General features: G+C 61.6%; 25 protein-coding genes and 2 pseudogenes. 7 read left to right on the top strand and 20 right to left on the bottom strand.

Annotation, left to right across the window (positions count from 1 at the left end):
- Positions 1–4 precede the first annotated feature (4 nt).
- Positions 5–1,021: a glycosyltransferase family 2 protein gene (locus tag MF410_RS12085; protein WP_097629488.1), complete on the bottom strand. Its 1,017-nt coding sequence runs from the start codon at positions 1,019–1,021 to the stop codon at positions 5–7.
- A gap of 138 nt (positions 1,022–1,159) precedes the next feature.
- Positions 1,160–2,652 (bottom strand): annotated as a pseudogene (locus MF410_RS12080) (glycosyltransferase family 39 protein).
- A 178-nt stretch (positions 2,653–2,830) separates the two neighbouring features.
- Between MF410_RS12080 and MF410_RS12075 the strand changes: the two are divergent.
- On the top strand, positions 2,831–3,793 hold the full coding sequence (locus tag MF410_RS12075) for a lysylphosphatidylglycerol synthase domain-containing protein (RefSeq protein WP_097629490.1): 963 nt from the start codon (positions 2,831–2,833) through the stop codon (positions 3,791–3,793).
- On the opposite strand, the pseudogene MF410_RS12070 reads toward MF410_RS12075, so the two are convergent.
- The 4 genes and pseudogenes from MF410_RS12070 to MF410_RS12055 all read right to left on the bottom strand — a co-directional run bounded on the left by MF410_RS12070 (position 3,761) and on the right by MF410_RS12055 (position 6,099).
- A pseudogene (locus tag MF410_RS12070) lies at positions 3,761–5,001 on the bottom strand (RNA polymerase sigma factor). The gene MF410_RS12075 and the pseudogene MF410_RS12070 overlap by 33 nt on opposite strands.
- A gap of 9 nt (positions 5,002–5,010) precedes the next feature.
- A complete protein-coding gene (locus MF410_RS12065; protein ID WP_097629492.1) occupies positions 5,011–5,370 on the bottom strand; it encodes a YciI family protein in 360 nt (119 codons plus the stop codon).
- A gap of 2 nt (positions 5,371–5,372) precedes the next feature.
- On the bottom strand, positions 5,373–5,732 hold the full coding sequence (locus MF410_RS12060; RefSeq protein ID WP_097629493.1) for a YciI family protein: 360 nt from the start codon (positions 5,730–5,732) through the stop codon (positions 5,373–5,375).
- Positions 5,733–5,742: 10 nt separating this feature from the next.
- On the bottom strand, positions 5,743–6,099 hold the full coding sequence (locus tag MF410_RS12055) for a YciI family protein (protein ID WP_097629494.1): 357 nt from the start codon (positions 6,097–6,099) through the stop codon (positions 5,743–5,745).
- A 155-nt stretch (positions 6,100–6,254) separates the two neighbouring features.
- Between MF410_RS12055 and MF410_RS12050 the strand changes: the two genes are divergently transcribed.
- Positions 6,255–6,470, top strand: coding sequence for a hypothetical protein (locus MF410_RS12050; RefSeq protein WP_097629495.1), 216 nt, complete (start codon positions 6,255–6,257; stop codon positions 6,468–6,470).
- A gap of 9 nt (positions 6,471–6,479) precedes the next feature.
- Here the strand turns inward: MF410_RS12050 and MF410_RS12045 are convergent, their stop codons facing one another.
- The 3 genes from MF410_RS12045 to MF410_RS12035 all read right to left on the bottom strand — a co-directional run bounded on the left by MF410_RS12045 (position 6,480) and on the right by MF410_RS12035 (position 8,853).
- Positions 6,480–7,982, bottom strand: a complete 1,503-nt coding sequence (locus tag MF410_RS12045) for an AMP nucleosidase (protein WP_097629496.1) — start codon at positions 7,980–7,982, stop codon at positions 6,480–6,482.
- A gap of 87 nt (positions 7,983–8,069) precedes the next feature.
- Positions 8,070–8,249: a hypothetical protein gene (locus MF410_RS12040; protein ID WP_003587629.1), complete on the bottom strand. Its 180-nt coding sequence runs from the start codon at positions 8,247–8,249 to the stop codon at positions 8,070–8,072.
- Positions 8,250–8,514: 265 nt separating this feature from the next.
- Complete coding sequence (locus MF410_RS12035; RefSeq protein ID WP_097629497.1) at positions 8,515–8,853, bottom strand: DUF2147 domain-containing protein; 339 nt, start codon at positions 8,851–8,853, stop codon at positions 8,515–8,517.
- Positions 8,854–9,364: 511 nt separating this feature from the next.
- Between MF410_RS12035 and MF410_RS12030 the strand changes: the two genes are divergently transcribed.
- The gene (locus MF410_RS12030; RefSeq protein ID WP_003569238.1) at positions 9,365–9,631 is read left to right on the top strand and encodes a sel1 repeat family protein; all 267 of its coding nucleotides are present in this window, start codon (positions 9,365–9,367) and stop codon (positions 9,629–9,631) included.
- A gap of 200 nt (positions 9,632–9,831) precedes the next feature.
- On the opposite strand, the gene MF410_RS12025 is transcribed toward MF410_RS12030, so the two are convergent.
- From MF410_RS12025 to MF410_RS12015, 3 genes are all read right to left on the bottom strand, one after another.
- Positions 9,832–10,944 (bottom strand): pyridoxal phosphate-dependent aminotransferase, encoded by a 1,113-nt coding sequence (locus tag MF410_RS12025; RefSeq protein ID WP_239620399.1) that lies wholly within the window; start codon positions 10,942–10,944, stop codon positions 9,832–9,834.
- Between the two features lie 105 nt (positions 10,945–11,049).
- Positions 11,050–11,451, bottom strand: coding sequence for a pilus protein PilZ (locus MF410_RS12020; protein WP_003569234.1), 402 nt, complete (start codon positions 11,449–11,451; stop codon positions 11,050–11,052).
- Between the two features lie 241 nt (positions 11,452–11,692).
- Positions 11,693–12,094: a DUF2177 family protein gene (locus MF410_RS12015; protein ID WP_097629500.1), complete on the bottom strand. Its 402-nt coding sequence runs from the start codon at positions 12,092–12,094 to the stop codon at positions 11,693–11,695.
- 159 nt (positions 12,095–12,253) lie between these two features.
- Between MF410_RS12015 and MF410_RS12010 the strand changes: the two genes are divergently transcribed.
- A complete protein-coding gene (locus tag MF410_RS12010) occupies positions 12,254–12,700 on the top strand; it encodes a host attachment family protein (RefSeq protein ID WP_097629514.1) in 447 nt (148 codons plus the stop codon).
- 74 nt (positions 12,701–12,774) lie between these two features.
- On the opposite strand, the gene MF410_RS12005 is transcribed toward MF410_RS12010, so the two are convergent.
- Positions 12,775–13,641, bottom strand: a complete 867-nt coding sequence (locus MF410_RS12005) for a LysR family transcriptional regulator (RefSeq protein WP_097629501.1) — start codon at positions 13,639–13,641, stop codon at positions 12,775–12,777.
- A gap of 90 nt (positions 13,642–13,731) precedes the next feature.
- Here MF410_RS12005 and MF410_RS12000 point away from each other — a divergent pair, with 90 nt between their 5' ends.
- A complete protein-coding gene (locus tag MF410_RS12000) occupies positions 13,732–13,980 on the top strand; it encodes a hypothetical protein (protein WP_097629515.1) in 249 nt (82 codons plus the stop codon).
- Here the strand turns inward: MF410_RS12000 and MF410_RS11995 are convergent.
- Positions 13,931–14,263 (bottom strand): hypothetical protein, encoded by a 333-nt coding sequence (locus MF410_RS11995; protein WP_003587619.1) that lies wholly within the window; start codon positions 14,261–14,263, stop codon positions 13,931–13,933. The genes MF410_RS12000 and MF410_RS11995 overlap by 50 nt on opposite strands.
- 353 nt (positions 14,264–14,616) lie before the next feature.
- Here MF410_RS11995 and MF410_RS11990 point away from each other — a divergent pair, with 353 nt between their 5' ends.
- Together MF410_RS11990 and MF410_RS11985 are read left to right on the top strand one after the other, a co-directional pair.
- Complete coding sequence (locus tag MF410_RS11990; RefSeq protein ID WP_097629502.1) at positions 14,617–15,057, top strand: glyoxalase superfamily protein; 441 nt, start codon at positions 14,617–14,619, stop codon at positions 15,055–15,057.
- 84 nt (positions 15,058–15,141) lie between these two features.
- Entirely contained in the window at positions 15,142–16,506 is a 1,365-nt protein-coding gene (locus MF410_RS11985; protein WP_097629503.1) for an MATE family efflux transporter, read from the top strand.
- A 44-nt stretch (positions 16,507–16,550) separates the two neighbouring features.
- On the opposite strand, the gene MF410_RS11980 is transcribed toward MF410_RS11985, so the two are convergent.
- From MF410_RS11980 to iolD, 6 genes are all read right to left on the bottom strand, one after another.
- Positions 16,551–16,712 (bottom strand): hypothetical protein, encoded by a 162-nt coding sequence (locus MF410_RS11980; RefSeq protein ID WP_003587616.1) that lies wholly within the window; start codon positions 16,710–16,712, stop codon positions 16,551–16,553.
- Positions 16,713–16,813: 101 nt separating this feature from the next.
- On the bottom strand, positions 16,814–17,650 hold the full coding sequence (locus tag MF410_RS11975; protein WP_097629504.1) for a helix-turn-helix domain-containing protein: 837 nt from the start codon (positions 17,648–17,650) through the stop codon (positions 16,814–16,816).
- Between the two features lie 70 nt (positions 17,651–17,720).
- Entirely contained in the window at positions 17,721–17,945 is a 225-nt protein-coding gene (locus tag MF410_RS11970; protein ID WP_097629505.1) for a DUF1127 domain-containing protein, read from the bottom strand.
- A gap of 88 nt (positions 17,946–18,033) precedes the next feature.
- Positions 18,034–18,831 carry a 5-deoxy-glucuronate isomerase gene (iolB, locus tag MF410_RS11965; protein ID WP_097629506.1) on the bottom strand — a complete coding sequence of 266 codons (798 nt, stop codon included), beginning with the start codon at positions 18,829–18,831 and terminating at the stop codon, positions 18,034–18,036.
- Positions 18,832–19,025: 194 nt separating this feature from the next.
- On the bottom strand, positions 19,026–19,943 hold the full coding sequence (iolE, locus tag MF410_RS11960; protein ID WP_097629507.1) for a myo-inosose-2 dehydratase: 918 nt from the start codon (positions 19,941–19,943) through the stop codon (positions 19,026–19,028).
- 64 nt (positions 19,944–20,007) lie between these two features.
- Entirely contained in the window at positions 20,008–21,858 is a 1,851-nt protein-coding gene (gene iolD / locus MF410_RS11955; RefSeq protein ID WP_097629508.1) for a 3D-(3,5/4)-trihydroxycyclohexane-1,2-dione acylhydrolase (decyclizing), read from the bottom strand.
- Positions 21,859–21,940: the final 82 nt, after the last annotated feature.

Below are 21,940 nucleotides of genomic sequence, written 5' to 3'. Positions count from 1 at the left end.
CGGCTTAGGCTTGGCTTCGATCGTCGAAGATCTGCCGCACGATATAGTTCGGCGAGGCATCGTCGCGGTAGTAAGTGCGCGCGATCATCTCCGCCAGGATGCCGGTTGTGATCATCTGCACCGACGACAGCAGCAGCACGACGCCGACCATCAGCATCGGGCGCGTGCCGATATCGTTGCCCATGATGAACTTGTCGAAGCCGAGATAGAGGAGGATCAGCATGGCGACCGCGCCGAGGCCAAGTCCCAGCGAGCCGAAGAAATGCCCGGGCCGGGCCTTGTAGCGCATGAAGAACATCACCGACAACAGGTCGAGGATGACGCGGAAGGTGCGCGAGATACCGTATTTCGAAACGCCGTGCTCGCGGGCATGGTGGGTGACGGCCATCTCTCCGATGCGCGAGCTCGGGACGACGCCCGCCACCCAGGCCGGGATGAAGCGGTGCATTTCGCCCATCAGCTTCACCTGCTTGATGATCGAGGCACGATAGATCTTCAGGCTGCAGCCGTAATCGTGCAGCTTGACGCCGGTGATGCGGCCGATCAGGTAGTTGGCGCACCAGGATGGGATCTTACGCAGGAACAGACCGTCCTTGCGGTTCTTGCGCCATCCCACCAGGAGGTCGAGTTCACGCCGTTCCAATTCGGCGACCATCGAAGGAATGTCCTTCGGATCGTTCTGCAGGTCGCCGTCCATCGTTGCGATCAGGCGGCCCTGGGCGGTGTCGATACCGGCCTGCATGGCGGCGGTCTGGCCGAAATTGCGCTGCAGCTCGACGATCCTGAGCGCCAGCCCTTCGCGTCCGACGAATTTGCGGGCGTTGACGAGCGTCGCATCCGTGCTGCCGTCGTCGATGAGGATCAACTCCCAGTGATGGGGATAGCCGGCCATCGCAGCCACGACGCGCTCGACGAGCGGACCGACGCTTTCCTCTTCGTTGAAAATGGGCACGACCAGCGACAGCTCGAGCGATTGTACCGGATCAGTCGTACCGCGCATGGGCTCTACGGTTGTCTGCAACTTTCATCTCCAAAAGGCCGGACGGCCAGGCAATCTTTACTGCCGCCGCCGCGCTTGCGGAAGGCTAGTACATGAAGTGTCCGCCGGTTGCCAGCGGACAATGCCGGTTTCCCCGCAATCGGCCGACCTGTGGGAACGCTATTTCGCGCCCCCCTCCACCCAGGAATAACCGATGGAGAAACTGCGTTTGCCGTCACCGAAGAGATAGGGCAGCGTCAGCGTGTTCAACTCCTGCAGATGAATGCCCGATCTCACCAGATCGTTGGCAAAGCCGGGGAAATTGTCGGGTCATCTGCGGTCTCGCCGCGCCAGATAACCAGCACCGGCCCCTTCGCCGTCGCATATTCGGGAACCCCGGAACCCGGGAAGAACGGTATCACCACCGGAACATCGGGTAGTTGAAGCTTCATATTGCCGGCGACGAACTTGGTTCCAGCCACGATGAGAACCGGCTTGCGGGTCGCGGTCAGTTCGGCGACGTAGCCGGCGAAGGGGACGTTCGTTCTCGTATAGGTGCCGATGTATTGAATGCCGATGATCCGGAAGAGAAGGATCGACAGGATGATCACCATGAACACCGGTACGACGGGGCGGAAGCGCGCAAGGCCGGCGGAAAGATCGACATCTGCGGTTTTCAGTTTCAGGAACAGATAGATCGGCAGGACGAGCAGGCAGGGGTCGAGCCAGCGCTCGTGAATATCGCTTGCGCCGGCGACGAGGATCACGCCGACGAAAGCGAGCAGGCTGACGAGCATCATCCGCTCGATCACCCGGATCATCGGGCTGGACGAGGACAGCGCGCGAAAGAAATCCCGCCGAAAGGCGGCGGCAAGCAGAACGATCGGCAATGCGACGAAGCCGAGCACGGCGATGAGGAGAGATAATAGTCCTTGTCCGATACGGGGGATGCCTGCAGGCGCCACATGTTCGGCGGTCATCCGCTCCAGTGTCGGCGCAGAGGCGCTGAGGAGATTGTCGGGCAGCCAGAGCGCATGCGGCAGCACGATCAGGATGGCGACGACGATCGCCGGCAGCAAGCGCCAGTCGATGAGGCGGCTGCGCCACTCACGGTCCGGCAGCACGGCGATGAGCGCTGAGGCCGGCAGGATGGCGAAATTATATTTCGAGATCAGCCCGATGCCGGTGGCGATGCCGATGACCAGGAAGCTTGTAATCGTCGGCTGGCGCAGTGTACGGAAAAAACCGAAGAGGAAGAGCGAGGTCGCAAACAAGAGCGCGACGGTATGTGTCAATTCGCGCTGCGCCATCAGACCCACCTGCGGCAGCGTAATCAGGCTCAGCATGGCGACGGCTGCGAGCGAACGGTTCTTCAGCACCTCGCGGGCGGCAAGCCCATAGAATACATAGCAGCCGAAGAGAATGATGTTCTTCGGGACCGAGAGCACCCACATCGATATGCCGGTCACCGAAACGATGGCATATTGGATCCAGTTGTAGAACGGCGGTTGCGGGCCGTAGCCTGCAAGCAGGTATTGCGAATAGAAGGATTGCTCGGCCTCGTCGAGATCGAGCGTATGCGGCAAGGCGATGCGAAGCGCGATATTGAGCAGGAAATAGGCTGCCAGAAAAAGGCTTGCGCTCGGAATGTTTCTGGTAATCCGCTCCAACATCGATCTCCACGTCAAGCCGGCAAGGCGAGTGATTTAGCGGTCAGCGCTCGGATCGTCGGCGGGGAAGCGTGTTCGCCGCCATCGCCCATCAACTCCGCCGTTGTGCGCAACCGTCATTTCTCCTAAAAGGCCTGGCGAACGGGGCCGATGCCGACGCCAAGCGAGGAATGCCTACTACATGAAGAGTTCGATCGTTGAAAGCCGGCAATCCTGGTTTATGCGCAATCGCATGACGGTGCTGACGGTCGTCATTGTCGCAGCCTATGCCCTCTTCATCCAATGGTTCTGGGGTTGGCCCGTCATTATCCGGCAGTGGGCCGATGTCGGCGCCGGCCCGGTGATCGGCGCGCTGGTGCTGTTGACGAGCACCTATTTCCTGCGCACCTGGCGCATCTATGACTACTTTCCGAAGGAGACGGCCGGCCGGTTCGCCGTCCTCTTCCGCGTCACGCAGATCCACAACCTGTTGAACATCATGCTGCCCTTCCGCACCGGCGAGACCAGCTTTCCACTGCTGATGCGCTCGGAGTTCGGCATTCCGCTGACGCGTGCAACTTCGGCACTCCTCGTCATGCGGCTGCTCGACCTGCACGCGCTTGTCGCTGCCGCCGGCATCGGTTTTGCCATCGCCTCCGCCGATCCGATCGTTGCCTGGTCGCTCTGGACCGGCTTTCTGCTGCTGCCGGTCGCAGCCTTTGCCGCCCGCAAGCCGCTGCTGCGCCTCGCTGCCAGGCTGCTGCCGGAAAAGGCGCGGAAATTCGTCGCCGAGATCGAAAACGGTTTGCCGCTCGATGCCGTCGCCTTTGCGCGCGCCTGGGCGATGACCATCGTCAACTGGCTGGTAAAGGTCATGGTGCTGGCCTGGGCGCTCGGCCTGATGGGCGTGCTGCCGATGGCGGCAAGCTTCGGCGGCGCGCTCGGCGGCGAGCTTTCCTCCGTGCTGCCGGTCCATGCGCCGGGCGGCGTCGGCACCTATCCGGCCGGCATCACCGCCGGCGCCATTGCTCTCGGGGCTTCGAGCGAGCGGCTGGCCCTGGCCGCGCTCGCCCAGGCCAGCGTCAATGCCCACCTGCTGATCATCGTCTCGGCGCTCACCGGCACGGCGATCTCACTGCCGCTCGGGCGTCGCGGCAAGCTCTGAAATCCGCTTTCTTAAGAAGACCTGCTCCGGCTCCTGCCGGCAGAGCGACAGCGCTTTCTCATAGGCTGCGATCGCCTCCTGCCTCCGGCCAAGGCGGCGCAGGAAATCGGCGCGCGCCGAATGGGCGAGATGATAGGTCTGCAGTTCCCGGCGCTCCAGAATGGCGTCGATCAGTTCCAGCCCCTTCGCCGGCCCCTCCGCCATCGCGATCGCCACGGCGCGGTTGAGCTCGACGATCGGGGAGGGCTGGGCCGTCAGAAGCAGATCGTAGTAGAAGGCGATCCGCCGCCAGTCGGTCTCTTCCGCAACCGGTGCCCTGGCATGCTCGGCGGCGATCGCCGCCTGCAGCGTATAGCTGCCGATCTCTCCCGCTCTCATTGTTTCGGCAAGCAGCGCCAGGCCTTCCCCAATCTTCGCATGATCCCAGAGCGAGCGGTCCTGATCGGCAAGCAGCACCAGCGCCCCCGCTCGCTGCTGCGGGCGGTGCGGCGGGACTCCTGCAGCAGCATCAGCGCCAGCAGGCCGGAGACGTCGGGATGCGGCAGCAGCGCCAGAAGCAGCCGTGCCAGACGGATTGCCTCTGCGGTCAGGTCGGCACGGACCACGTCTTCGCCCGAAGAAGCGGAATAGCCCTCGTTGAAGACAAGGTAGATCACGTGCAGAACCTGCTCGAGCCGCTGCGGCAGCGCCTCGTGGCCCGGCACCTCGTAGGGGATCTTCTCAGCCCGAATCCTGCCTTTGGCGCGGACGATCCGCTGGGCAATCGTCGGTGCCGGCACGAGGAAGGCATGGGCGATTTCTTCGGTGGTCAGTCCGCAGATTTCCCGAAGCGCCATTGCCATCTGCGCATCGGCAGGAATGGCGGGATGGCAGCAGGTGAAAATCAGCCGTAGCATGTCGTCCTCGATCGGTTCCATGTCGCTGATGTAAGTTGCCTCGGGCGTGTAGAGGCTGTCCTCGATGTGGTGCTGCGAAGCATCGAAACGCGCCCGCCGCCGGATCGTGTCGATTGCCTTGAAGCGGCCCGCCGAGACCAGCCAGGCGAAGGGGTTGCCGGGAATGCCGTCCGCCGGCCATGTCTTGGCGGCCGCGGCAAAGGCGTCGTGGAGCGCTTCCTCGGCCCGGTCGAAATCGCCGAGCAGGCGGATCAGCGTCGCCAGCACCCGGCGCGACTGTGTTCGGTAGATCTCGTCGATCACGTTTTCCAATCTGGCACCTCAGTCCGGCAGCGTCAGCATCCGCACGGGCCGCAGTTCGACCGCGCCGAAGCGCGCCGAGGGGATCCGCCCGGCAATTTCTTTTGCCGCCGCCATGTCAGGCGCCTCGATGACGTAGAAGCCCGCCAGATGTTCCTTCGTCTCGACATAAGGGCCGTCGGTCGCAGACAGCGCACTGTTTCGCACACGCAGCACGGTCGCCTTGTCGGGCATCTCTAGCGCATCGGCATGGATCATGATGCCGTCGCGGCGCAGTTCCTCGTCGAAGGCGAAATGCGCTTTGATAAGGTCATCGGTTTCATCAGGTGTCAGCGTGCCGTCGGTATCGGCGCAATTGTAGATCAGGCAGATGTAGCGCATGCCTATCTCCCATCCTGAATGGAATAGGCCGGGCGCACTTCGATCGAGCAATATTTGAGGATGGGAAAACTGGAGGCGATGGTCTTCGCCTCCTCGATATTCTCGGCTTCGATCAACACAAAACCGCCGAGATGCTCTTTGATCTCGGCAAACGGTCCATCGGTCGCGGAGACTTCGCCATTGTGCAGACGGACCGTGATCGCCATTGACGGCTCATGCAAGGCGAACGCCGCTTGCAGATGACCGCTGTCGCGCCAGCGATTGTCGCTGGCGATGCATTCCTGTGTGAGCGCATCCCATTCGCTCTGAGGGACCAGCTTGCTTTTTTCCGTGTCGAACCAGATCTGGCATAAAAACTTCATTGGTACCTCCTCATTGAGCTGCGAATTCGTGAATGGGCCGCACCTCGATCGAGCCGAGCCTGGCAAGTGGGATGCCGGCGGCAATGCGGATCGCGTCGTTGAGGTCCTTGGCCTCGATCAGGATGAAGCCGCCGAGCGCCTCCTTGGTCTCGACGAAGGGACCGTCCGTGACCGACATTTCGCCGCTGCGCACCCGGACCGTCACCGCCGATTTCGGCGGCTGCAGCGCCTGGGCGACGATCATATTCCCGCTTTCAGCGAGATCCTTGTCGTAGTTCAGCGAATTCGCGTCGAGCTCGGCCTTCTCTTCTTTCGTCATGGCGTCGAGTATCGCGCCGTCGAACCACACCTGACAGAGATATTTCATCGCAGGCAGCCTCCTTTGCCGTGTTCCATACCCCTGGACGAACGACCTCCGTACATTTCGACAGCGGCGGAAAAAAATCTTTGTGCCGGTCAGGTGTCGAAATCGCAAGGCAGCACTCGACAAGGCTTCATCGAAACCTGTCGAGGAGAACTGAAATGAGCATTCTTGAAATCGCGCTGGCAAGCCAGATCTGGGCACGCCGCCATGAAAAGCGTCAGCCTAAGTTCGATGAAAGCGACGGTCTGAAGATTCTCCAGCGCACCGCTTTCGCCTTCATCGCCTTCACCCTGCTGATATCAGGGCTGAATGCCGCCGCCGGCAGACCGCAGATGCTTGCGGACCACCCAGCACCTGTCGTGGCGGGACGGTGAGGAAACCGCCTATTGGAAGGCGGTTTCGAAGAAGCTGCGCAGTTTGCGTGAATGCAGCGCTTCCGTCGGCATGGCGGCGAGCTTCTGCACGGCGCGGATGCCGATCTGCAGATGCTGGTTGACCTGCGTGCGGTAGAAGGCGGTCGCCATGCCCGGCAGCTTCAATTCGCCGTGCAGCGGCTTGTCGGAGACACAGAGCAGCGTGCCGTAGGGCACGCGGAAGCGGAAGCCGTTGGCGGCGATCGTCGCCGACTCCATGTCGAGCGCGATGGCGCGCGCCTGCGAGAGCCGCTTCACCGGCCCGCGCTGGTCGCGCAGTTCCCAGTTGCGGTTGTCGATGGTGCCGACGGTGCCGGTGCGCATGATGCGTTTCAGCTCGAAGCCCTCGTAGCCGGTGATTTCGGCAACGGCTGCCTCCAGCGCCACCTGCACTTCGGCGAGCGCCGGGATAGGCACCCAGACCGGCAGGTCGTCATCGAGCACATGGTCTTCGCGCATATAGGCATGGGCAAGCACGTAGTCGCCCAGCCGCTGGCTGTTGCGCAGACCGGCGCAGTGGCCGAGCATCAGCCAGGCATGCGGGCGCAGCACCGCGACGTGGTCGGTGATCGTCTTGGCGTTGGAGGGGCCGACGCCGATATTGATCATAGTGATCCCGGCATGCCCCTTCTTCTTCAGATGGTAGGCCGGCATCTGCGGCAGGCGGGCGAGTGCCGCATCCGTTTCCGGCGCGCTCGAGCCCGGCAGGGTGACGATGTTGCCGGGCTCGACGAAGGCGGTGTAGCCGTCGCCGCCCTCCGCCATCAGCTTGCGCGCCCAGCTGCAGAATTCATCGATATAGAACTGGTAGTTCGTAAACAGCACGAAATTCTGGAAGTGCTCGGCATGCGTCGCGGTATAATGCGACAGACGGGCGAGCGAATAGTCGATGCGTTGCGCGGTGAACGGCGCAAGCGGCGAGGGCTCTCCCGGCGGCGGGATATATTCGCCATTGGCGATCTCGTCGTCGGTGGTGTTGAGATCCGGCGTGTCGAAAATATCGCGCATCGGAATGTCGATGAAGGCGTTGGTCGATGCTTCCACATGCGCACCCTCGCCGAAGGCGAAGTGCAAGGGGATCGGCGTCGTCGATTCCGAAACGATGACCGGAACATTGTGGCTCTTCACCAGGAGCGCCAACTGCTCCTTCAAGTAATGTTTGAAGAGCTTCGGCCGGGTGACCGTCGTCGTATAGATGCCCGGTGCCGTGACGTGGCCGTAGGAAAGGCGCGAATCGACGTGGCCGAAGCTTGTCGTCTCGATGCTGACCTGGGGATAGAAAGCACGGTAGCGCGAGGAGATCGGAGCGCCTTGCGCAAGCTCGGTGAAGCTCTTGATCAGGAACGCTGTATTGCGCTCGTAAAGCGCCGTCAGCGCTTCCACCGCCTTGGCGGGATCATCAAAGCTCTGAGGCTGGAAAGGAGGTGGCGAAGATATGTCGAGCGGCGACAAAGGGGAGATTCGTTTGTTCATGACGCATTATAGAGACTTGTTTTTGACAAGCAAACGACGCGCCCCGGCGGAATCTGATTATTTTATCCTCTTTGGTGTCGGATATCGTCAGTGCACCGATGGCGCGCAGAAAGTGCCGTTTCGTTCCAGGCAGGTATAGCTCGCGCCGAAATGCGACTGTGCGCCACCTCCGCCATTATGCACCACAACCGCCGAAAACGTGACAGCGAAGATCGCCGCAAACAGTGTGATAATGCTGAACCGTTTTGCCAGGATATACATGTCCATCGCCGTTCCCCCCGATACGCAACTCTATCGTGACAACAGTTTTGCCATGGGGCGGCTGAATGAGTGCTGAGATACCGGTTCATCCACCGTTCACCTTGCCGGGCACGCTGGGGGCGGGATCGGGAGAGAAGAGGGTTTTTCAGGGCCACGCTCCCACGCGTTAGGCTTTCCCGCGGCGTCCGGGCGAAGGGGCAGAAAGGCCGCGGGAATGCCGGTGCATCGGCATTCCCGCGTCTGATGATCGTTGTTGAACTGCCTGATGCGCTCAGAGCCGCGTCCAGGTCTGTGACTTGCAGAGCACTTTCATCACGCAGCCCTGCATCCTCAGCGAATTGCCGGAAATCTTGCCCGAGCCGCTATAGGTCTTGTCGGCGGCCGGGTCGGTGATCTCCCCGGCATAGCTGCCGCCGGTTCCCGCAAGCGTGCCGATCTTCCGGCCGGCATATTTACCGGTCTTCAACGTCACGCAATAACTGCCGCCGCAGGAGACGATCACTGCCGTGTCGCCGGCGGCTGTTTTCCAGCTGCCGACGATCGGCTCTTCAGCATGGGCGATGCCCGAGATCATTGCGATGGCGCTGGCGAGAACGAAGCTGCGGATCATCTTTTCCTCCATGATGTCCCTGATCGGGCGCGAAATTAACTGACGCGAACGTAAAGGTAAATATGCGTGGTCATTTTCCAGGCTAATGCATGTCGCCCGGCAGTGTGCAGCGGTCCCGGGATAACGACATGCATAAAAACAACAAGCTTTAGCGGCGGAAAAAGCGCCGAGAAACACTCATGCGGCGACCTTTCAAAATTTCGGCTGCTGATTTCATGATGAACGATCCCTTTATTTTCAGATCTGAATCTTTCGTAAAATTCGAGCGAAAATCCTTAAGCTACAAGGCATCTGATGTTTAACAAAAACCCAAATTTACCAAGCATTTGCACTTTGTTTGTCTAGAATTAATCATGCATTTTAGGCGTTTTTTGAAAGCCGTTCGGCATAGTGAAGCCATCAAACGAGCGGGGCAAACCCGCCGGACCGCAAGGGCCGCAAGCCGCGATAGACGGCAAGGCCCGGAGGTAAAACAGGGTAAGTCATAAACAGGCTAACAGGGATAAAACCGATGGCACGCTTTGAAATGCACAATGCTGAAACGGCCACCATGGGTGGCGACAACAGCGCCGATGTCTTCTGTGAAATGGGTCTGATGTATGCGACCGGCCGCGGCTGCGAAGTCGATCTGGTCGCAGCCCACAAATGGCTGAACATCGCCGCAATCAAGGGCAACGATCGCGCCGCCGAGCTTCGTGCGGATGTGGCCGCCGCCATGGACAAGATGCAGATCGTGGCGGCGCTGCGCGCCGCCCGCGAATGGATGACGGTCCACTGAACCTGTCCTGCCGACCCGGCGGGAATGGATATAAGAACCTCGGAAAGAGGGGAGCCGGCAGGGCGCTTTCGATGGGCCCGACGCCAGGAGAACGGAACCGCGGCCGGATCCTCCACCGGCCGCGGTTCTGCTGTTTTACATCAACTGTAAGAGCATGATGTCGCCCGAAAACCGCTGACACTTTTCGGCATCATGCTCTATCAGCCGATCTGTTTCAGCACCTGCGGCAGCGCGTCTTCGAACAGCGCCATATCCGCCTCCGGCCCGACGCTGACGCGAATGCAGCGATTGAGTGGCGCCACGCCGGGCATGCGGATGAAGACGCCGCGTTCCATCAGCCCGTCGACGATCGCCCGCGCATAGGCGCCATCGCGGCCGGCGTCGATCGCCACGAAATTCGTAGCCGAGGGCAGGGGCTCAAACCCGTTTGCCCGGGCGATGCCGCCGATCCGCTCCCGCGCCGCCTGGATTTTCCCGACTACCTCGGCGAGATAGGCCTGGTCCTTGAGAGCGGCAAGGGCTGCGGCCGTCGCCAGCCGGTTCATGCCGAAATGATTGCGGATCTTGTCGAAAGCCTGCGCCGTCCCGGCCGTCGAAATCACGTAACCGGTGCGTGAGCCGGCCAGTCCGTAGGCCTTGGAGAAGGTGCGGGTGCGAACGACGTTCGGCAGTTCGATCAGCGAGGCGATCGACGGCAGCGCGCTTGCCGGCCCGGTCTCGCTATAGGCCTCGTCGAGTACCATCAGCGTCGTCTCGGGCAGCGCCCGGGCGAAGGCGACGATCCTGTCGGCATCCCACCAGTTTCCCATCGGATTGTCGGGATTGGCGAAATAGACGAGCGGCGCGTTCTCCCGTTTGACGGCATCGAGCAGGCCGTCGAGATCCTCGCGGTCGTTGGCGTAAGGAACGGTCACAAGCCGGCCGCCGAAGCCGGCGACGTGGAAATTGAAGGTCGGATAGGCGCCGAGCGAGGTGACGACCGGCGCGCCGGGCTCGATCACCAGCCGGACGATCTGGCCGAGCAATTCGTCGATGCCGCTGCCGATGGCGATATTGGCAGCGGGGACGCCGAGATGGTCTGCAAGCGCGTGCCGGAGAGCGAAATTCTCCGGGTCATTGTATTTCCAGATATTGCCGGCCTCCTCGCGCATCGCTGCAAACACCGAAGGAGCGGGGCCGAAGCCATTCTCATTGGCGCCGATGCGAGCCGAAACGGCAAACCCGCGCTGGCGCTCGATCGCCTCGGGACCGACGAAGGGAACAGTGGAGGGCAGGGCGCTGGCAAGAGGCGTGAAGCGCGAAAAGGCGGACATGCGAAGGCAGTTTCCCGGATATGTTGACGATCGGCGCAACAATAGGCCCGGCCACCACCGACGCAAGCAACATTATTTCTGCAACCAGCTTGTTGTCGGCCTGTTTTACGCGCGGAAGATCGGCGCCCGCCGGGCGGCGATTGCTTCCATGTTGCCGACAAGGAAATCGGTGCGGACGACGCGGCGCAGAACTTCGGGGTCCATGATATTGATGAACCGCACCCCGATGCGTTCCTTGTGACGGTAGACCTCGGCACAGCCGATCCGGTAGGCGAGGCCGAGAATGTTGAGATAATAATGTTTCGGCAGGCCGGCGGTGGTCGACACGATGAACGTGGCGCCGCCTTGGGAGATATCGATGATCTCGGCGCTTCGCATCGAGACGCCGGTGAGGCATGGACGGACGGCGACGATACGGGCTGGCCGCTTGACGCTGAACTCTTCCCAGCGCAGGTCGTAGACAGCGGATTTGACCGTGGCAAGGTGTGTGGCGCGGAGCATAGACATTCACATTCTCCGTCAGTCAGGACGCATTTGGGGTCTTCATCACAAGCATGCGGGTCTTGATCACAAGCGAGCGGTCTTGATCACGATCAAGCGGGGTCTTGATCACGATCAAGGTCACACGAATGTTTTGCACATTCGTCAAGGATAAAATTACAATTTTAACGAGTTCAAACTTTGTTCCCAAGCGGGACGCCCCGATGTTCATTATCGGGACGCGGGCTTTCAACCGGAGGTCTCGTTTTCAGCCAAGGATTCTGACGGCGAGATATCCGCCGACGGCAGTCACCCCCGTCAGCAACGTGCCCCAGGCCATGTCAATGAGGCTCATCGTGAGCGGCCAGTTGCGGAGCGTTGCGAGATTGGTGATGTCGTAAGTGCCATAGGCCGCCAGTCCCAGAATGGCACCGTGGAGAAGGGCCGTGGCGATCGAGCCCGCTGATAATGCCGGCAGCACGGCAAGCACAACCACCGCGGCGGCAAAGAACAGATAAAACAGCGCGGCGACGGCAAGATTGGGCGAGGGCAGCATCAGCGCTCCCAGCTGGTCGCGATAAAAATTGCGCGCCACCAGTCCAAGCCAGATCCCGTCGCAGACGAGAAGGGTGAGAAAGGTGCCGGCATAAGCAAACAATGCTGTTTTCATCGTTGATCTCCGAACCTGTCTTTCTACGCGGCAACGGCCGATCGGATCGCTGTCCGATCGATTTTGCTGCAATTTTTGCGAACTCTTTCAATGGCCGGGCGTTCTGCCTTGATCGATGAAGCACGGCGCGCTTCGAATGACGACAGCGAGGAGTTGAAAATGACCAACGTCAAAATCCCTTGGGAATCATGGGTCGTGGTCTGCGACGGAGCCAAGGCTCTGATCATGCAGAATGCTGGCGACGCTCAACTGATGAACCTAAAGGTGCTTGAAACCCTGACGCAGCCGAGCGCGCCGGATCGCGAGATGGGCGCCGATAAGCCAGGCCGGACCCATGCCGCAGACGGCTTGAGCGGCAGCGCTGTTGAGGAGACCAGTTGGCAGGACCAGGCCGAAGCCGGATTTTTGAAACAGGTGGCCGAAAAGCTCGATGAGCTGGTGCAGAAGAAGAACGCCCGTCGCATCGTTATCGTTGCACCGCCAAAGGCGCTCGGTACATTGCGGCCGGCGCTTCGTGCCGACACGCAAGCCGCGATCACCGCGGAGGTGGCAAAAGATTATACCAATATGCCGGTGGACGAGATCGAGCGGCATCTCGCTGCTTGAGGGTAAGCCGATCTCCCAGACATCCAAAACAAAGCGATAGGGAAAACGCGGGTTTGACGGCCCGCGTTTTCGCTTTATATCGCCGGGCTCTGCCCGGCAAACAGCGCTTCATGATCGGCAAAGAGCGCTGCCAGGCGGTCGATGACGATTCTGACCTCCGGCCGTTGCCTCTCGTCGTCATGCGCGACGATCCACATATCGTAGGTCAGCGCGTCGATGAGCGGCCCGGCGCGGACAAGCTTGCGGTCCTGATCGCCGATGAAACAGGGAAGCACGCCGCGGCCGGCGCCGCCGCGGATCAGATGAAACAGCATATGCGGCGTGTTTGTCCAACTGGTGATCCAGTAGTCCGGCTGCTCAAACGTCCATTTATCCGCCGGCGTGACGGCGGTATCGGTGCCGAGCGAGATCCAGTTGCAGTTGGACGCGTCATAATCCGCTGCCTGGTAAGCCGCATGCGCCACCTTGACCGAGCGGCGGATCGCGACGTTGCCGCTGTCGGGCCGGCTGTGGCCAACGGCGATATGCGCCTGGCGATAGGTGAAATCGACGCCGGTATCGCAGGTCTTGTAGCACATGCGGAAGCTGTCTTTCGGCGTCCAGACGCTGGCGAGATGGTCGGCGATGAAGCGCGAGGTCCAGCTGTCGGCGGCCGTCGAGACGATCGGCAGCGTCAGAACCTCGCCGCGCCAGTCGGAGATCGCCCGCGCCGCATCCTGCATCAGCCGCACGCGGTCGAGCAGTTCCTGCCCATCTTTCGCCAGCAGATAACCGGTGGGGCCGCGGCTGAACAACGATCGGCCCGTCACCCGTTCGAGCGCCAGCATGCGCCGGCCGATCGTCGGCGCGCTGAGGCCGGTGCGCGCGGCTGCCGCCGAAAGCCCGCCGCCGGTCGCGACATGGAAGAACAGCTGCAGGTCGTCCCAGTTCGCATCTTTCATGGATGAAAACCCCCTTTCCCCAGCGCCTCTACATCGGAGAGGCGTGAAGGCCTAGCTCAAGTGCTCCAGCAATAGATGGAGGATGAAGCAATGCTTCTCAACTGGATCATTCTGTTCGAGGAAGTCGAATCCCGCAGTCGCCGCATGCGCCGCGATCCCATGGCCGATCCGCTCGATGGACCGGAATGGCGCGGACTTCTCTGGATCGTTCCGATCATGGCATACCTGGCCTCGAGAAGAGGCGAGACGAGGAGATGGCGCCGCCACAAGGCGCAGCTTGGACGAAGCCTCAGGTTTCGAAGCTCAGCCGCAGCACGTGGTGCAGGAATTCCGGATTGAGCAGCATGTTGAAGCTGACCGTCACCCATTCGCCTTCGCGCTTGACCATGGTCGCGCCGATCTCGTCATGGATGCCGAGGATTTCGAGGAAGAAATGGCTCGGCATTTCCAGGTTCGGGCTGACTTCGAGCAGTGCGCCGGCAAGGGTGATCGTGCGGATCAGGCAGCGCACCTGCGTTCCGGTGCTGAGGTGGTGGCCGACGAAAATGATATTGCCGGGCCTGTCGAGCTTGAATTCCCTGTAAGCACGTTCCGGCTTGGGGTGGTCTGTGTCGAGGTGCATCTGAAAGGCCCTTTTAGCCTCCGCTTGTTCTACCACAGGATATTAGTTGAAGAATGCTGACGATTGCTGAAGAACATTGTGAAGATTGAATGCTTATGGGGGACTTGCGGGAAAATCGCACCGATTTCGGGCAGATTTGCCCCAAATTTGCTCACTCCAGCTCAATGTCAGCCATTCTTGACATGTCGGCAGCCTTCGCGCATACAAAGGCCGGTTCGAGGCACCGGCCGCTCGCGGATGAAAATCCATGGTGAAGTCCTCGCGATCATGGTCACGGCCCTTGTGCATGCTGACTGGCGGCAATGCGAGCTCCCATCTACAGTCGAAGAGCATGCCTTGCGAAGGCTCACTCCATGACGACCACCTATCCTGCCATTGACGAATTGAAGGCCCAGGCCAAACGCCTGCGCCAGGCGATGAACGATCGCGGCACCGCGCTGACCCACAGTGCCGCCTTGGAAATGATTGCCCGCCAGCACGGCGCGCGTGACTGGAATACGCTGGCGGCGCTAGCGGCAAAGGCCAATGCGGCTGCGAAGACGCCGCTCTTCGTCGGCGCGCATATTCGCGGCCGTTATCTCAATCAGCCGTTCACCGGCGAAATCCTCTCGCTCTCGGCCCTGCCGGGCGGCGATCTCCACAGGATCACCATCCATTTCGACGAAGCGGTGGATGTCGTGACCTTCGAGAGCTTTTCAGCCTTTCGCCGGCGTGTGACCGGACAGGTCGACGCCGACGGCGTCTCGCCGAGGAAAACCTCGAACGGCGTGCCGCATCTGGTGCTTGATCTCTAAATCACTTTTGATTCCCTTTGAGGCCGCCTGAATCCGGATGTTTTCTACCCGGATCGGACCTCGCCATCCCGCACGGATTTCTCCATGACCGATCTTTCCCAGGGCAATGCCTTTCTCACCGGCTGGTTGCCGGGCGTCTTCATCAGGACGGCGGCGCCGATCGTCGCGATCACCACGCTCAACGGCCTCTTCACCGTCGTCGACGCCTATTTTCTCGGCGCCTATGTCGGCCCTGACGCGCTCTCCGCCGTCAGCCTGATTTTCCCGGGTCTGATGCTTCTGATCGCCCTGCAATCGCTCGTTTCGAACGGCATGGCGAGCATCCTCGCGCGCCGGCTCGGGGCCGGCGATCGCCGGGGCGCGGGCAGGGTATTTGCCGGCGCCCATATGCTGGCGCTGGCCGTCACCCTCATCCTCAACATGCTCTACTGGACCCTGGGCCGCCAGATCATCGACGCCGGTGCCGGTACGGCCGCGGTGGCCGAGGGTGCCATGCTGTTCATGGGCGCGATGATAGCCTTTGCGCCGGTGAGCTTCTTCCTGTCGCTGCATCTCGACGGATTGCGCTGCGAAGGCAAGATCGGTTTCATGACGCTGGTGACGCTGTCAGCCTCGCTGCTCAACATCCTCGCCAACTGGCTATTCATGGCGGTGATGCATTGGGGCGTGCTCGGTTCGGCCGCCGGCTCCATCGCCTCGCAATTCGTCTGTCTCGCCGCCGTGCTCGCCTATCGTTGGCGCCGGCCGGCGGCACTCAGGCCTTCTCGAGGTTTCGCGCTTGCCGAATGGCGCGGCATCGTCGCCTTCGGCGCGCCGATGAGCCTCGGCTTCATCGGCATATCGCTGGCATCCGCCGCCATTCTCGTCAATATCTCGCTCTGGAGCGTGGCAGATCATGTCGCGACGGTCGCCGCTTACGGCATCATCACCCGGATCATGACCTTCACCTATCTGCCGCTGCTTGGTCTCAGCATCGCCCTGCAGACGATTGCCGGCAACAATCACGGCGCTGGCCTCGGGCTTCGTGTCGGCCGCAGCCTGCAGATCGCCATGCTTTCGGCACTCGTCTATTGCAGCCTGGTCGAGATCGCCGTCGAACTGCTGGCCGGCCGTCTCGGCGCCATCTTCGTCACTGACCCCGCCATTGTCGCCGAGGTCAGGCGAATTCTGCCCTGGACGATCGGCGCCTATTTCCTCTTCGGGCAGATGCTGATCCTGTCTTCCTATTTCCAGTCCATCGGCGATGCACCGCGCGCGGCGATTTTCGGACTGTCGCGGCCCTATCTCTTCACCCTGCCGCTCACCTTCCTGCTGCCCTTCGTCTTCGGCGAGCAAGGGATCTGGATGGTGCCGGTCTTTGCCGAGGCAGGCATGTCCATTCTTGCCTTCCTGGTGCTGTCGCAGAATGCCAGGCACCGCGGCTGGCGCTACGGACTTCTGCCCGCCTGAGTCGTAATAGCCGCGCGGGGAGCGCGGCTATTGGCCGATCCCGTCTATTCCTTGCCCGCCGAAGCGGCCGATGTCGCGGCTTCCGCCTCGTTCAGCGCCTCGGCGCATTCCTGGCAGCAAACCTCGACAGTCTTGCCGCCGAGCTTGACGGTGATGGTCTCTGCGCCGAGTTCACAGTCGCAGGCAGCGCATGTCGTCTTCTTCATAGGATGATCCTCCGGTTGATCGTCCCCGGATCGGGACAGTCTCATAAGATCATCGAAGACCGCATCGCCGCTGTCGAAATCTTTAGCGATCGATGTGGGACTTACTTGCGCCGCAACCGCGCCGAGCGCTGGAATTCGGCTGGCGTCTGCCCGAAGGACTGCTTGAAGGACGCGCTGAAATGGCTGTGGCTTGAGAAACCGAGATCGAGGCCAAGCGCCGTCAGATCTTCATACTGGCCGAGCAGATCGAGTGCGCGGGCGAGCCTGAGCCGCAGCTGATAGCGGTAAAGCGGCGTCGCCTCGACCTGCTGGAAGACCTGGGTGAGATAAACAGGCGAGACGCCGACTTCGGCGGCGATTTCCGAAAGTGTCCAGCGCCGGGCGAGATCGGAGGAAAGCACCAGCTTTGCCCGGTCGACGAGTTTCTGCCGGCCGGCGCTGGCGCCCGCCGCATGCGATGTGCGCTCGCCGAGCGAGCGGCGCACCAGCGTCAGCGCCAATGTTTCCGCCTCCAGCGTCTCGGCGACGTTGCGGCGGAGACCATGACGCAGAAGCGCGACCAGTGCCTGCGCGCGCGGATCGATCCGCCGGCGCTGGCGACGGAATGAAAAGGCTGCACCCCGCTGCACCTGGTCCTTCGGCGCGAGCTCTTCGAGCATGGTCTCATCGATCGCGAGATCGACGCAGGCGTCGCCTCCTTCGATCGGATGGCTGATCCTATAACCCTGGTCGGCATTGAAGAACAGCATCTGATTGGCCTCGGCCACCGTATCATTGCGGCCGACATGCCGCATGAAGACGCCGCGATAGGGATAGACGAGGCTCGTCTTGTGAGCGCATTCCTCGTCGCCCTTATGGCGGCAGCCGCCATCGCAGACGATGTCACGAATGGCGACGGTCTTCGTTTGCAGGAGCAGCGCTGTTGAAAACTGCGACATCTTATATTCCCAGCCGGACAGGCCGCCGACGAGGCGACCCGCGGCACAGTATCACAACTGTTGCCTGTGTTCAGTAGCGACTATAGACGTGAACGTCGCTTTCCGTCTGCCCCCTGGAAAGGCCGATATCCTTCAACTGATCGTCGGAAAGTTCCATCAGCGCATTGCGGTTGCGCCGTTCGCCGATCTTGCGTGCGAGCCAGCGGACGGCCGTGATTGCCGCAGGCAACAGGCCGGGCCTGTGACGCGAGGAATGGACGTTGCGGCCTGCTATGGAAATATTCGAGCTATGCATGATGATCCTCCATCCTTGTTGGATGGAGGCAGTGAACCATCAGCGGCGGCTCGGCGCTGTCAGATTATTTAGCGATCTGAGGCAGTCCTCACGCCTTGATCAGCCACTCGTGCTCGACGGCATTGTGGAATTTCCAGATCCGTTTCGGCCCGGCCATGACGTTGAGGTAGTAGAGATCGTAGCCATGCGTTGCCGCGCAAGGATGGTAGCCCTTTGGCACCAGCGTCACGTCGCCGTCCTCGATCGCCATCGCTTCGTCGAGCGAGCGGTCGTCGGTGTAGACGCGTTGGAAACCGAAGCCCTGCGGCGGGTTGAGGCGATGGTAATAGGTCTCTTCCAGGAAGCTCTCGTTCGGCAGATCGTCCCGGTCGTGCTTGTGCGGCGGATAGGAGGAGGTGTGTCCACCCGGCGTGATCACCTCGACGACGAGCAGCGAATGCGCCGAGCTGTCGTCCTCCGGCATGATATTGTTGACGTAGCGCACATTCGTACCCTTGCCGCGCGTCACCTGCGGATGCGTGCCGGGCGGGATTTCTTTCGCCTGATAGGTGCCGCCGCCGGGCGCCGAGCAGACGGCGAGTTCCAGATCGGTCTCCGCCGTCACCGACCATGTCGATCCCATCGGGATGTAAAGCGCATGCGGCGCGCCTTCGAACGGGGTCATGCGGCCGCCGAGCGTGCCGAAATCCTTGGTTCCGGCCGATGCCTTGCCCTTGCCGGTGACCCAGACGAGGCAGACTTCCCGGTCGCCGGTCTCTCCCGAAACCGTCTCGCCCGGCTTTAGCCGGTGCAGATCGAAGCCGACATAGGTCCAGCCGGCATTCTCAGGGGTGACATGCGTGACGCGGCCATGCGTGCCCGATGGTTTCACCTTGAGGTTTGGCATTGGTGGTTCTCCTCGTACGTTAAAAACTCCCCGCCCCAAACCCCTCCCCACAAGGGGGAGGGACTTAATCTGCGGCGCTGTCTCGCCCTCTTGCGGCGTTCCTTTTGCAAGTGGCGCAGTCTGGAGCGGGGCGGTGCCTCAAGTTAAGTCCCTCCCCCTTGTGGGGAGGGGTTGGTGAGGGGTTTTCTTTTCCGTTATCGCTTAGGGAAACCTTCGGTCTCCACCGTGTAACCGGCAGCCGTCATCACCCGCATCAATTCGGCATGGCCGATCTCGGCCATCTTCTGCGGCGGCGCCTTGCGCGGATCCTGCTCGGCTTCGACGACGAACCAGCCTTCATAGCCGTGGTCGGCCAACCGCTGGACGATGGCGCCGAAATCGAGCGAGCCGTCGCCCGGCACGGTGAAGGCGCCGAGCGCCACTGCGTCGAGGAAGGACTGCCGGCTGCGGTCCAGCCCGTCGATGACCGACTTGCGGATATCCTTGACGTGAACATGGTTGATGCGGGCGTGGTGATGGTCGATGGCGCGCAACACGTCGCCGCCCGCAAAGGCGAGATGGCCGGCATCGAGCAGCAGCGGAATGCCTTCGCCCGAAGAACGCATGAAGGCGTCGAGTTCCGGCTCGGTTTCGACAACGGCTGCCATATGATGGTGATAGGAGAGCGGCATGCCCTGTTCGGCGCACCATTCGCCGAAATCCGTGACGCGGCGTGCATAGGCCTTCATCTCGTCGTCGGCAAGGCGCGGCTTGGTCGCGAGCGGTTTGGAGCGGTCGCCCTGGATCGAGCGGCCGACTTCGCCGTAAACGATGCAGGGCGCATTGACCGCCTTGAACAATTCGATCATCGGCGCGATGCGGTCTTTGTTGGCGGCAAGCTCCTCATTGACCAGTGTGCCGGAGAACCAGCCGCCGCACAGCGTCACATCCGCGGCGCGCAGAATGGGCAGCATTTCCTCGGGATTGCTTGGGAAACGGCGGCCCTGTTCCATGCCGGTGAAACCGGCGCCGCGCGATTGCCGCAGGCATTCCTCGAGGGACACGTCGTCGCTGAGTTCAGGAAGATCGTCGTTCCACCAAGCGATGGGCGACATGCCAAGTTTGGCCTTCATCTATAGTCTCCTTAAAAATAGTGCGGAGGAGTGGGCGCTCCTCCGGAAAATGATGGCAATCGAATCAGCCGATGCGCTGGGAAGCGCGCGCTTCGACATAGCCCTTGCGCGCCTTGTTGACCTCTTCGCGCGGGCTGACCTCCGGCACCGCGACATCCCACCAGTGGCCGCCGGCCTCGGTGGTGATCAAGGGATCGGTGTCGATGAGGAAGACCGAGGTGCGATCGTTCTTCTTCGAGTCGGCGATCGCCTGCTCGAGTTCGGCGATAGAGGCGACCTTGACGGCGATGGCGCCCATGCTTTCGGCATGTGCGCGGAAATCGATCTCCGGCATCACCTCGTGATAGGAGTCCTTGAGCAGGTTGTTGAAGTTGGCGCCCCCGGTTCCCATCTGCAATCGGTTGATGCAGCCATAGCCGCGATTGTCGAGCACGACGATGTTGAGCTTGAGGCCAAGCATGACCGAGGTGGCGATCTCGGAATTCATCATCATGTAGGAACCGTCTCCAACCATGACGACGACATCGCGTTCGGGATGCGCCATCTTGGCGCCGAGCCCGCCGGCAATCTCGTAGCCCATGCAGGAAAAGCCATATTCCATGTGATAGCTGCCCGGCGCCGTCGCCGGCCAGAGCTTGTGCAATTCGCCGGGAAGACCACCGGCGGCGCAAAGCACCGTCGTATTGTCGCCGCCGATCGAACGCGCCACTGCGCCGATCACCTGCGCATCGGAGGGCAGGGCGGCATTGGTCGTCGCCATCGCCTTGGCGGCCGCCTCCATCCAGACCTTCTTCTCCGCAGTTGCCTTTTCGGCAAGTGCCGCCGGTGCCTTCCAGCCGGAAAGCCCTGATGAAAGCGCCTTCAGCCCTTCGCGGGCATCGGCGACCAGCGGATGACTGTCATGCTTCACCGCGTCATAAGCGGCGATATTGAGCCCAACCATCCTGAGGCTGTCGTTCTTGAACAGCGCCCAGGACCCGGTGGTGAAATCCTGGCAGCGCGTGCCGACGGCGATGACGAGATCCGTCTCCTCCGCAATCGCATTCGCCGCCGACGTGCCGGTGACGCCGACCGAGCCGATCGCCAGCGGATGGGTCTCGTTGATCGACGATTTGCCGGCCTGAGTGACGACGACCGGAATAGCGTGAGCCTCGGCAAAAGCAGCAAGCTCCTTCGTCGCCTGCGAATAAAGCACACCGCCGCCGGCAACGATTACCGGCTTCTGCGACGCCTTGATCAGCGCGATGGCATTGGCCAGCTCGTCCGCATCCGGCTGCGGCCGGCGGGTCGCCCAGACTTTTTCATCGAACAGGCTTTCCGGATAATCATAGGCCTCAGCCTGGACGTCCTGGCAGAGCGACAAGGTCACCGGGCCGCAATCCAGCGGATCGGTCAGCACCTGCATGGCGCGCTTCAGCGCCGAAATGATCTGTTCAGGCCGGGTGATGCGGTCGAAATAGCGCGAAACCGGGCGGAAGGCGTCATTGGCCGAAACCGTGCCATCGCCGAAATCCTCAATCTGCTGCAGCACCGGATCCGGCGCGCGGTTGGCGAAGACGTCGCCCGGCAGGAAGAGAACGGGAATACGGTTGACATGCGCGACGCCGGCAGCCGTCACCATGTTCAGCGCGCCGGGGCCGATCGACGTCGTGCAGGCCATGAAGCGGCTGCGGAAATTCGCCTTGGCATAGGCGATGGCGGCATGCGCCATGCCTTGCTCGTTGTGGGCGCGATAGGTCGTCAGTTCGCCGCGCACCTGGTAGAGTGCCTCGCCGATGCCGGCGACGTTGCCATGACCGAAGATCGCCCAGACGCCGCCGAAGATTGGCACCTTCTTGCCGTCGACAACAGTCATCTGCTTTTTGAGGAAATGCGCGACGGCCTGCGCCATCGTCAACCGTATCGTCTTGCCCATCGGGGCCTCCCGGACTTTTGACATTCTGTCTTTTCCCCTCCCCAACCCCTCCCCACAAGGGGCAGGGATTTAATTTGCGGCG

The organism is Rhizobium sp. C104 (assembly GCF_022354505.1).
Lineage (GTDB): Bacteria > Pseudomonadota > Alphaproteobacteria > Rhizobiales > Rhizobiaceae > Rhizobium > Rhizobium redzepovicii.
This window is presented reverse-complemented; position numbering and strand designations above follow the sequence as displayed.

Excerpts from the sequence above, each read along its gene's own strand:
- MF410_RS12075 (WP_097629490.1), top strand. The coding sequence starts at position 2,831 with ATGAAGAGTTCGATCGTTGAAAGCCGGCAATCCTGGTTTATGCGCAAT.
- MF410_RS12065 (WP_097629492.1), bottom strand. The coding sequence starts at position 5,370 with ATGCGCTACATCTGCCTGATCTACAATTGCGCCGATACCGACGGCACG.
- MF410_RS12060 (WP_097629493.1), bottom strand. The coding sequence starts at position 5,732 with ATGAAGTTTTTATGCCAGATCTGGTTCGACACGGAAAAAAGCAAGCTG.
- MF410_RS12055 (WP_097629494.1), bottom strand. The coding sequence starts at position 6,099 with ATGAAATATCTCTGTCAGGTGTGGTTCGACGGCGCGATACTCGACGCC.
- MF410_RS12050 (WP_097629495.1), top strand. The coding sequence starts at position 6,255 with ATGAGCATTCTTGAAATCGCGCTGGCAAGCCAGATCTGGGCACGCCGC.
- MF410_RS12045 (WP_097629496.1), bottom strand. The coding sequence starts at position 7,982 with ATGAACAAACGAATCTCCCCTTTGTCGCCGCTCGACATATCTTCGCCA.
- MF410_RS12040 (WP_003587629.1), bottom strand. The coding sequence starts at position 8,249 with ATGGACATGTATATCCTGGCAAAACGGTTCAGCATTATCACACTGTTT.
- MF410_RS12035 (WP_097629497.1), bottom strand. The coding sequence starts at position 8,853 with ATGATCCGCAGCTTCGTTCTCGCCAGCGCCATCGCAATGATCTCGGGC.
- MF410_RS12030 (WP_003569238.1), top strand. The coding sequence starts at position 9,365 with ATGGCACGCTTTGAAATGCACAATGCTGAAACGGCCACCATGGGTGGC.
- MF410_RS12025 (WP_239620399.1), bottom strand. The coding sequence starts at position 10,944 with ATGTCCGCCTTTTCGCGCTTCACGCCTCTTGCCAGCGCCCTGCCCTCC.
- MF410_RS12020 (WP_003569234.1), bottom strand. The coding sequence starts at position 11,451 with ATGTCTATGCTCCGCGCCACACACCTTGCCACGGTCAAATCCGCTGTC.
- MF410_RS12015 (WP_097629500.1), bottom strand. The coding sequence starts at position 12,094 with ATGAAAACAGCATTGTTTGCTTATGCCGGCACCTTTCTCACCCTTCTC.
- MF410_RS12010 (WP_097629514.1), top strand. The coding sequence starts at position 12,254 with ATGACCAACGTCAAAATCCCTTGGGAATCATGGGTCGTGGTCTGCGAC.
- MF410_RS12005 (WP_097629501.1), bottom strand. The coding sequence starts at position 13,641 with ATGAAAGATGCGAACTGGGACGACCTGCAGCTGTTCTTCCATGTCGCG.
- MF410_RS12000 (WP_097629515.1), top strand. The coding sequence starts at position 13,732 with ATGCTTCTCAACTGGATCATTCTGTTCGAGGAAGTCGAATCCCGCAGT.
- MF410_RS11995 (WP_003587619.1), bottom strand. The coding sequence starts at position 14,263 with ATGCACCTCGACACAGACCACCCCAAGCCGGAACGTGCTTACAGGGAA.
- MF410_RS11990 (WP_097629502.1), top strand. The coding sequence starts at position 14,617 with ATGACGACCACCTATCCTGCCATTGACGAATTGAAGGCCCAGGCCAAA.
- MF410_RS11985 (WP_097629503.1), top strand. The coding sequence starts at position 15,142 with ATGACCGATCTTTCCCAGGGCAATGCCTTTCTCACCGGCTGGTTGCCG.
- MF410_RS11980 (WP_003587616.1), bottom strand. The coding sequence starts at position 16,712 with ATGAAGAAGACGACATGCGCTGCCTGCGACTGTGAACTCGGCGCAGAG.
- MF410_RS11975 (WP_097629504.1), bottom strand. The coding sequence starts at position 17,650 with ATGTCGCAGTTTTCAACAGCGCTGCTCCTGCAAACGAAGACCGTCGCC.
- MF410_RS11970 (WP_097629505.1), bottom strand. The coding sequence starts at position 17,945 with ATGCATAGCTCGAATATTTCCATAGCAGGCCGCAACGTCCATTCCTCG.
- iolB (WP_097629506.1), bottom strand. The coding sequence starts at position 18,831 with ATGCCAAACCTCAAGGTGAAACCATCGGGCACGCATGGCCGCGTCACG.
- iolE (WP_097629507.1), bottom strand. The coding sequence starts at position 19,943 with ATGAAGGCCAAACTTGGCATGTCGCCCATCGCTTGGTGGAACGACGAT.
- iolD (WP_097629508.1), bottom strand. The coding sequence starts at position 21,858 with ATGGGCAAGACGATACGGTTGACGATGGCGCAGGCCGTCGCGCATTTC.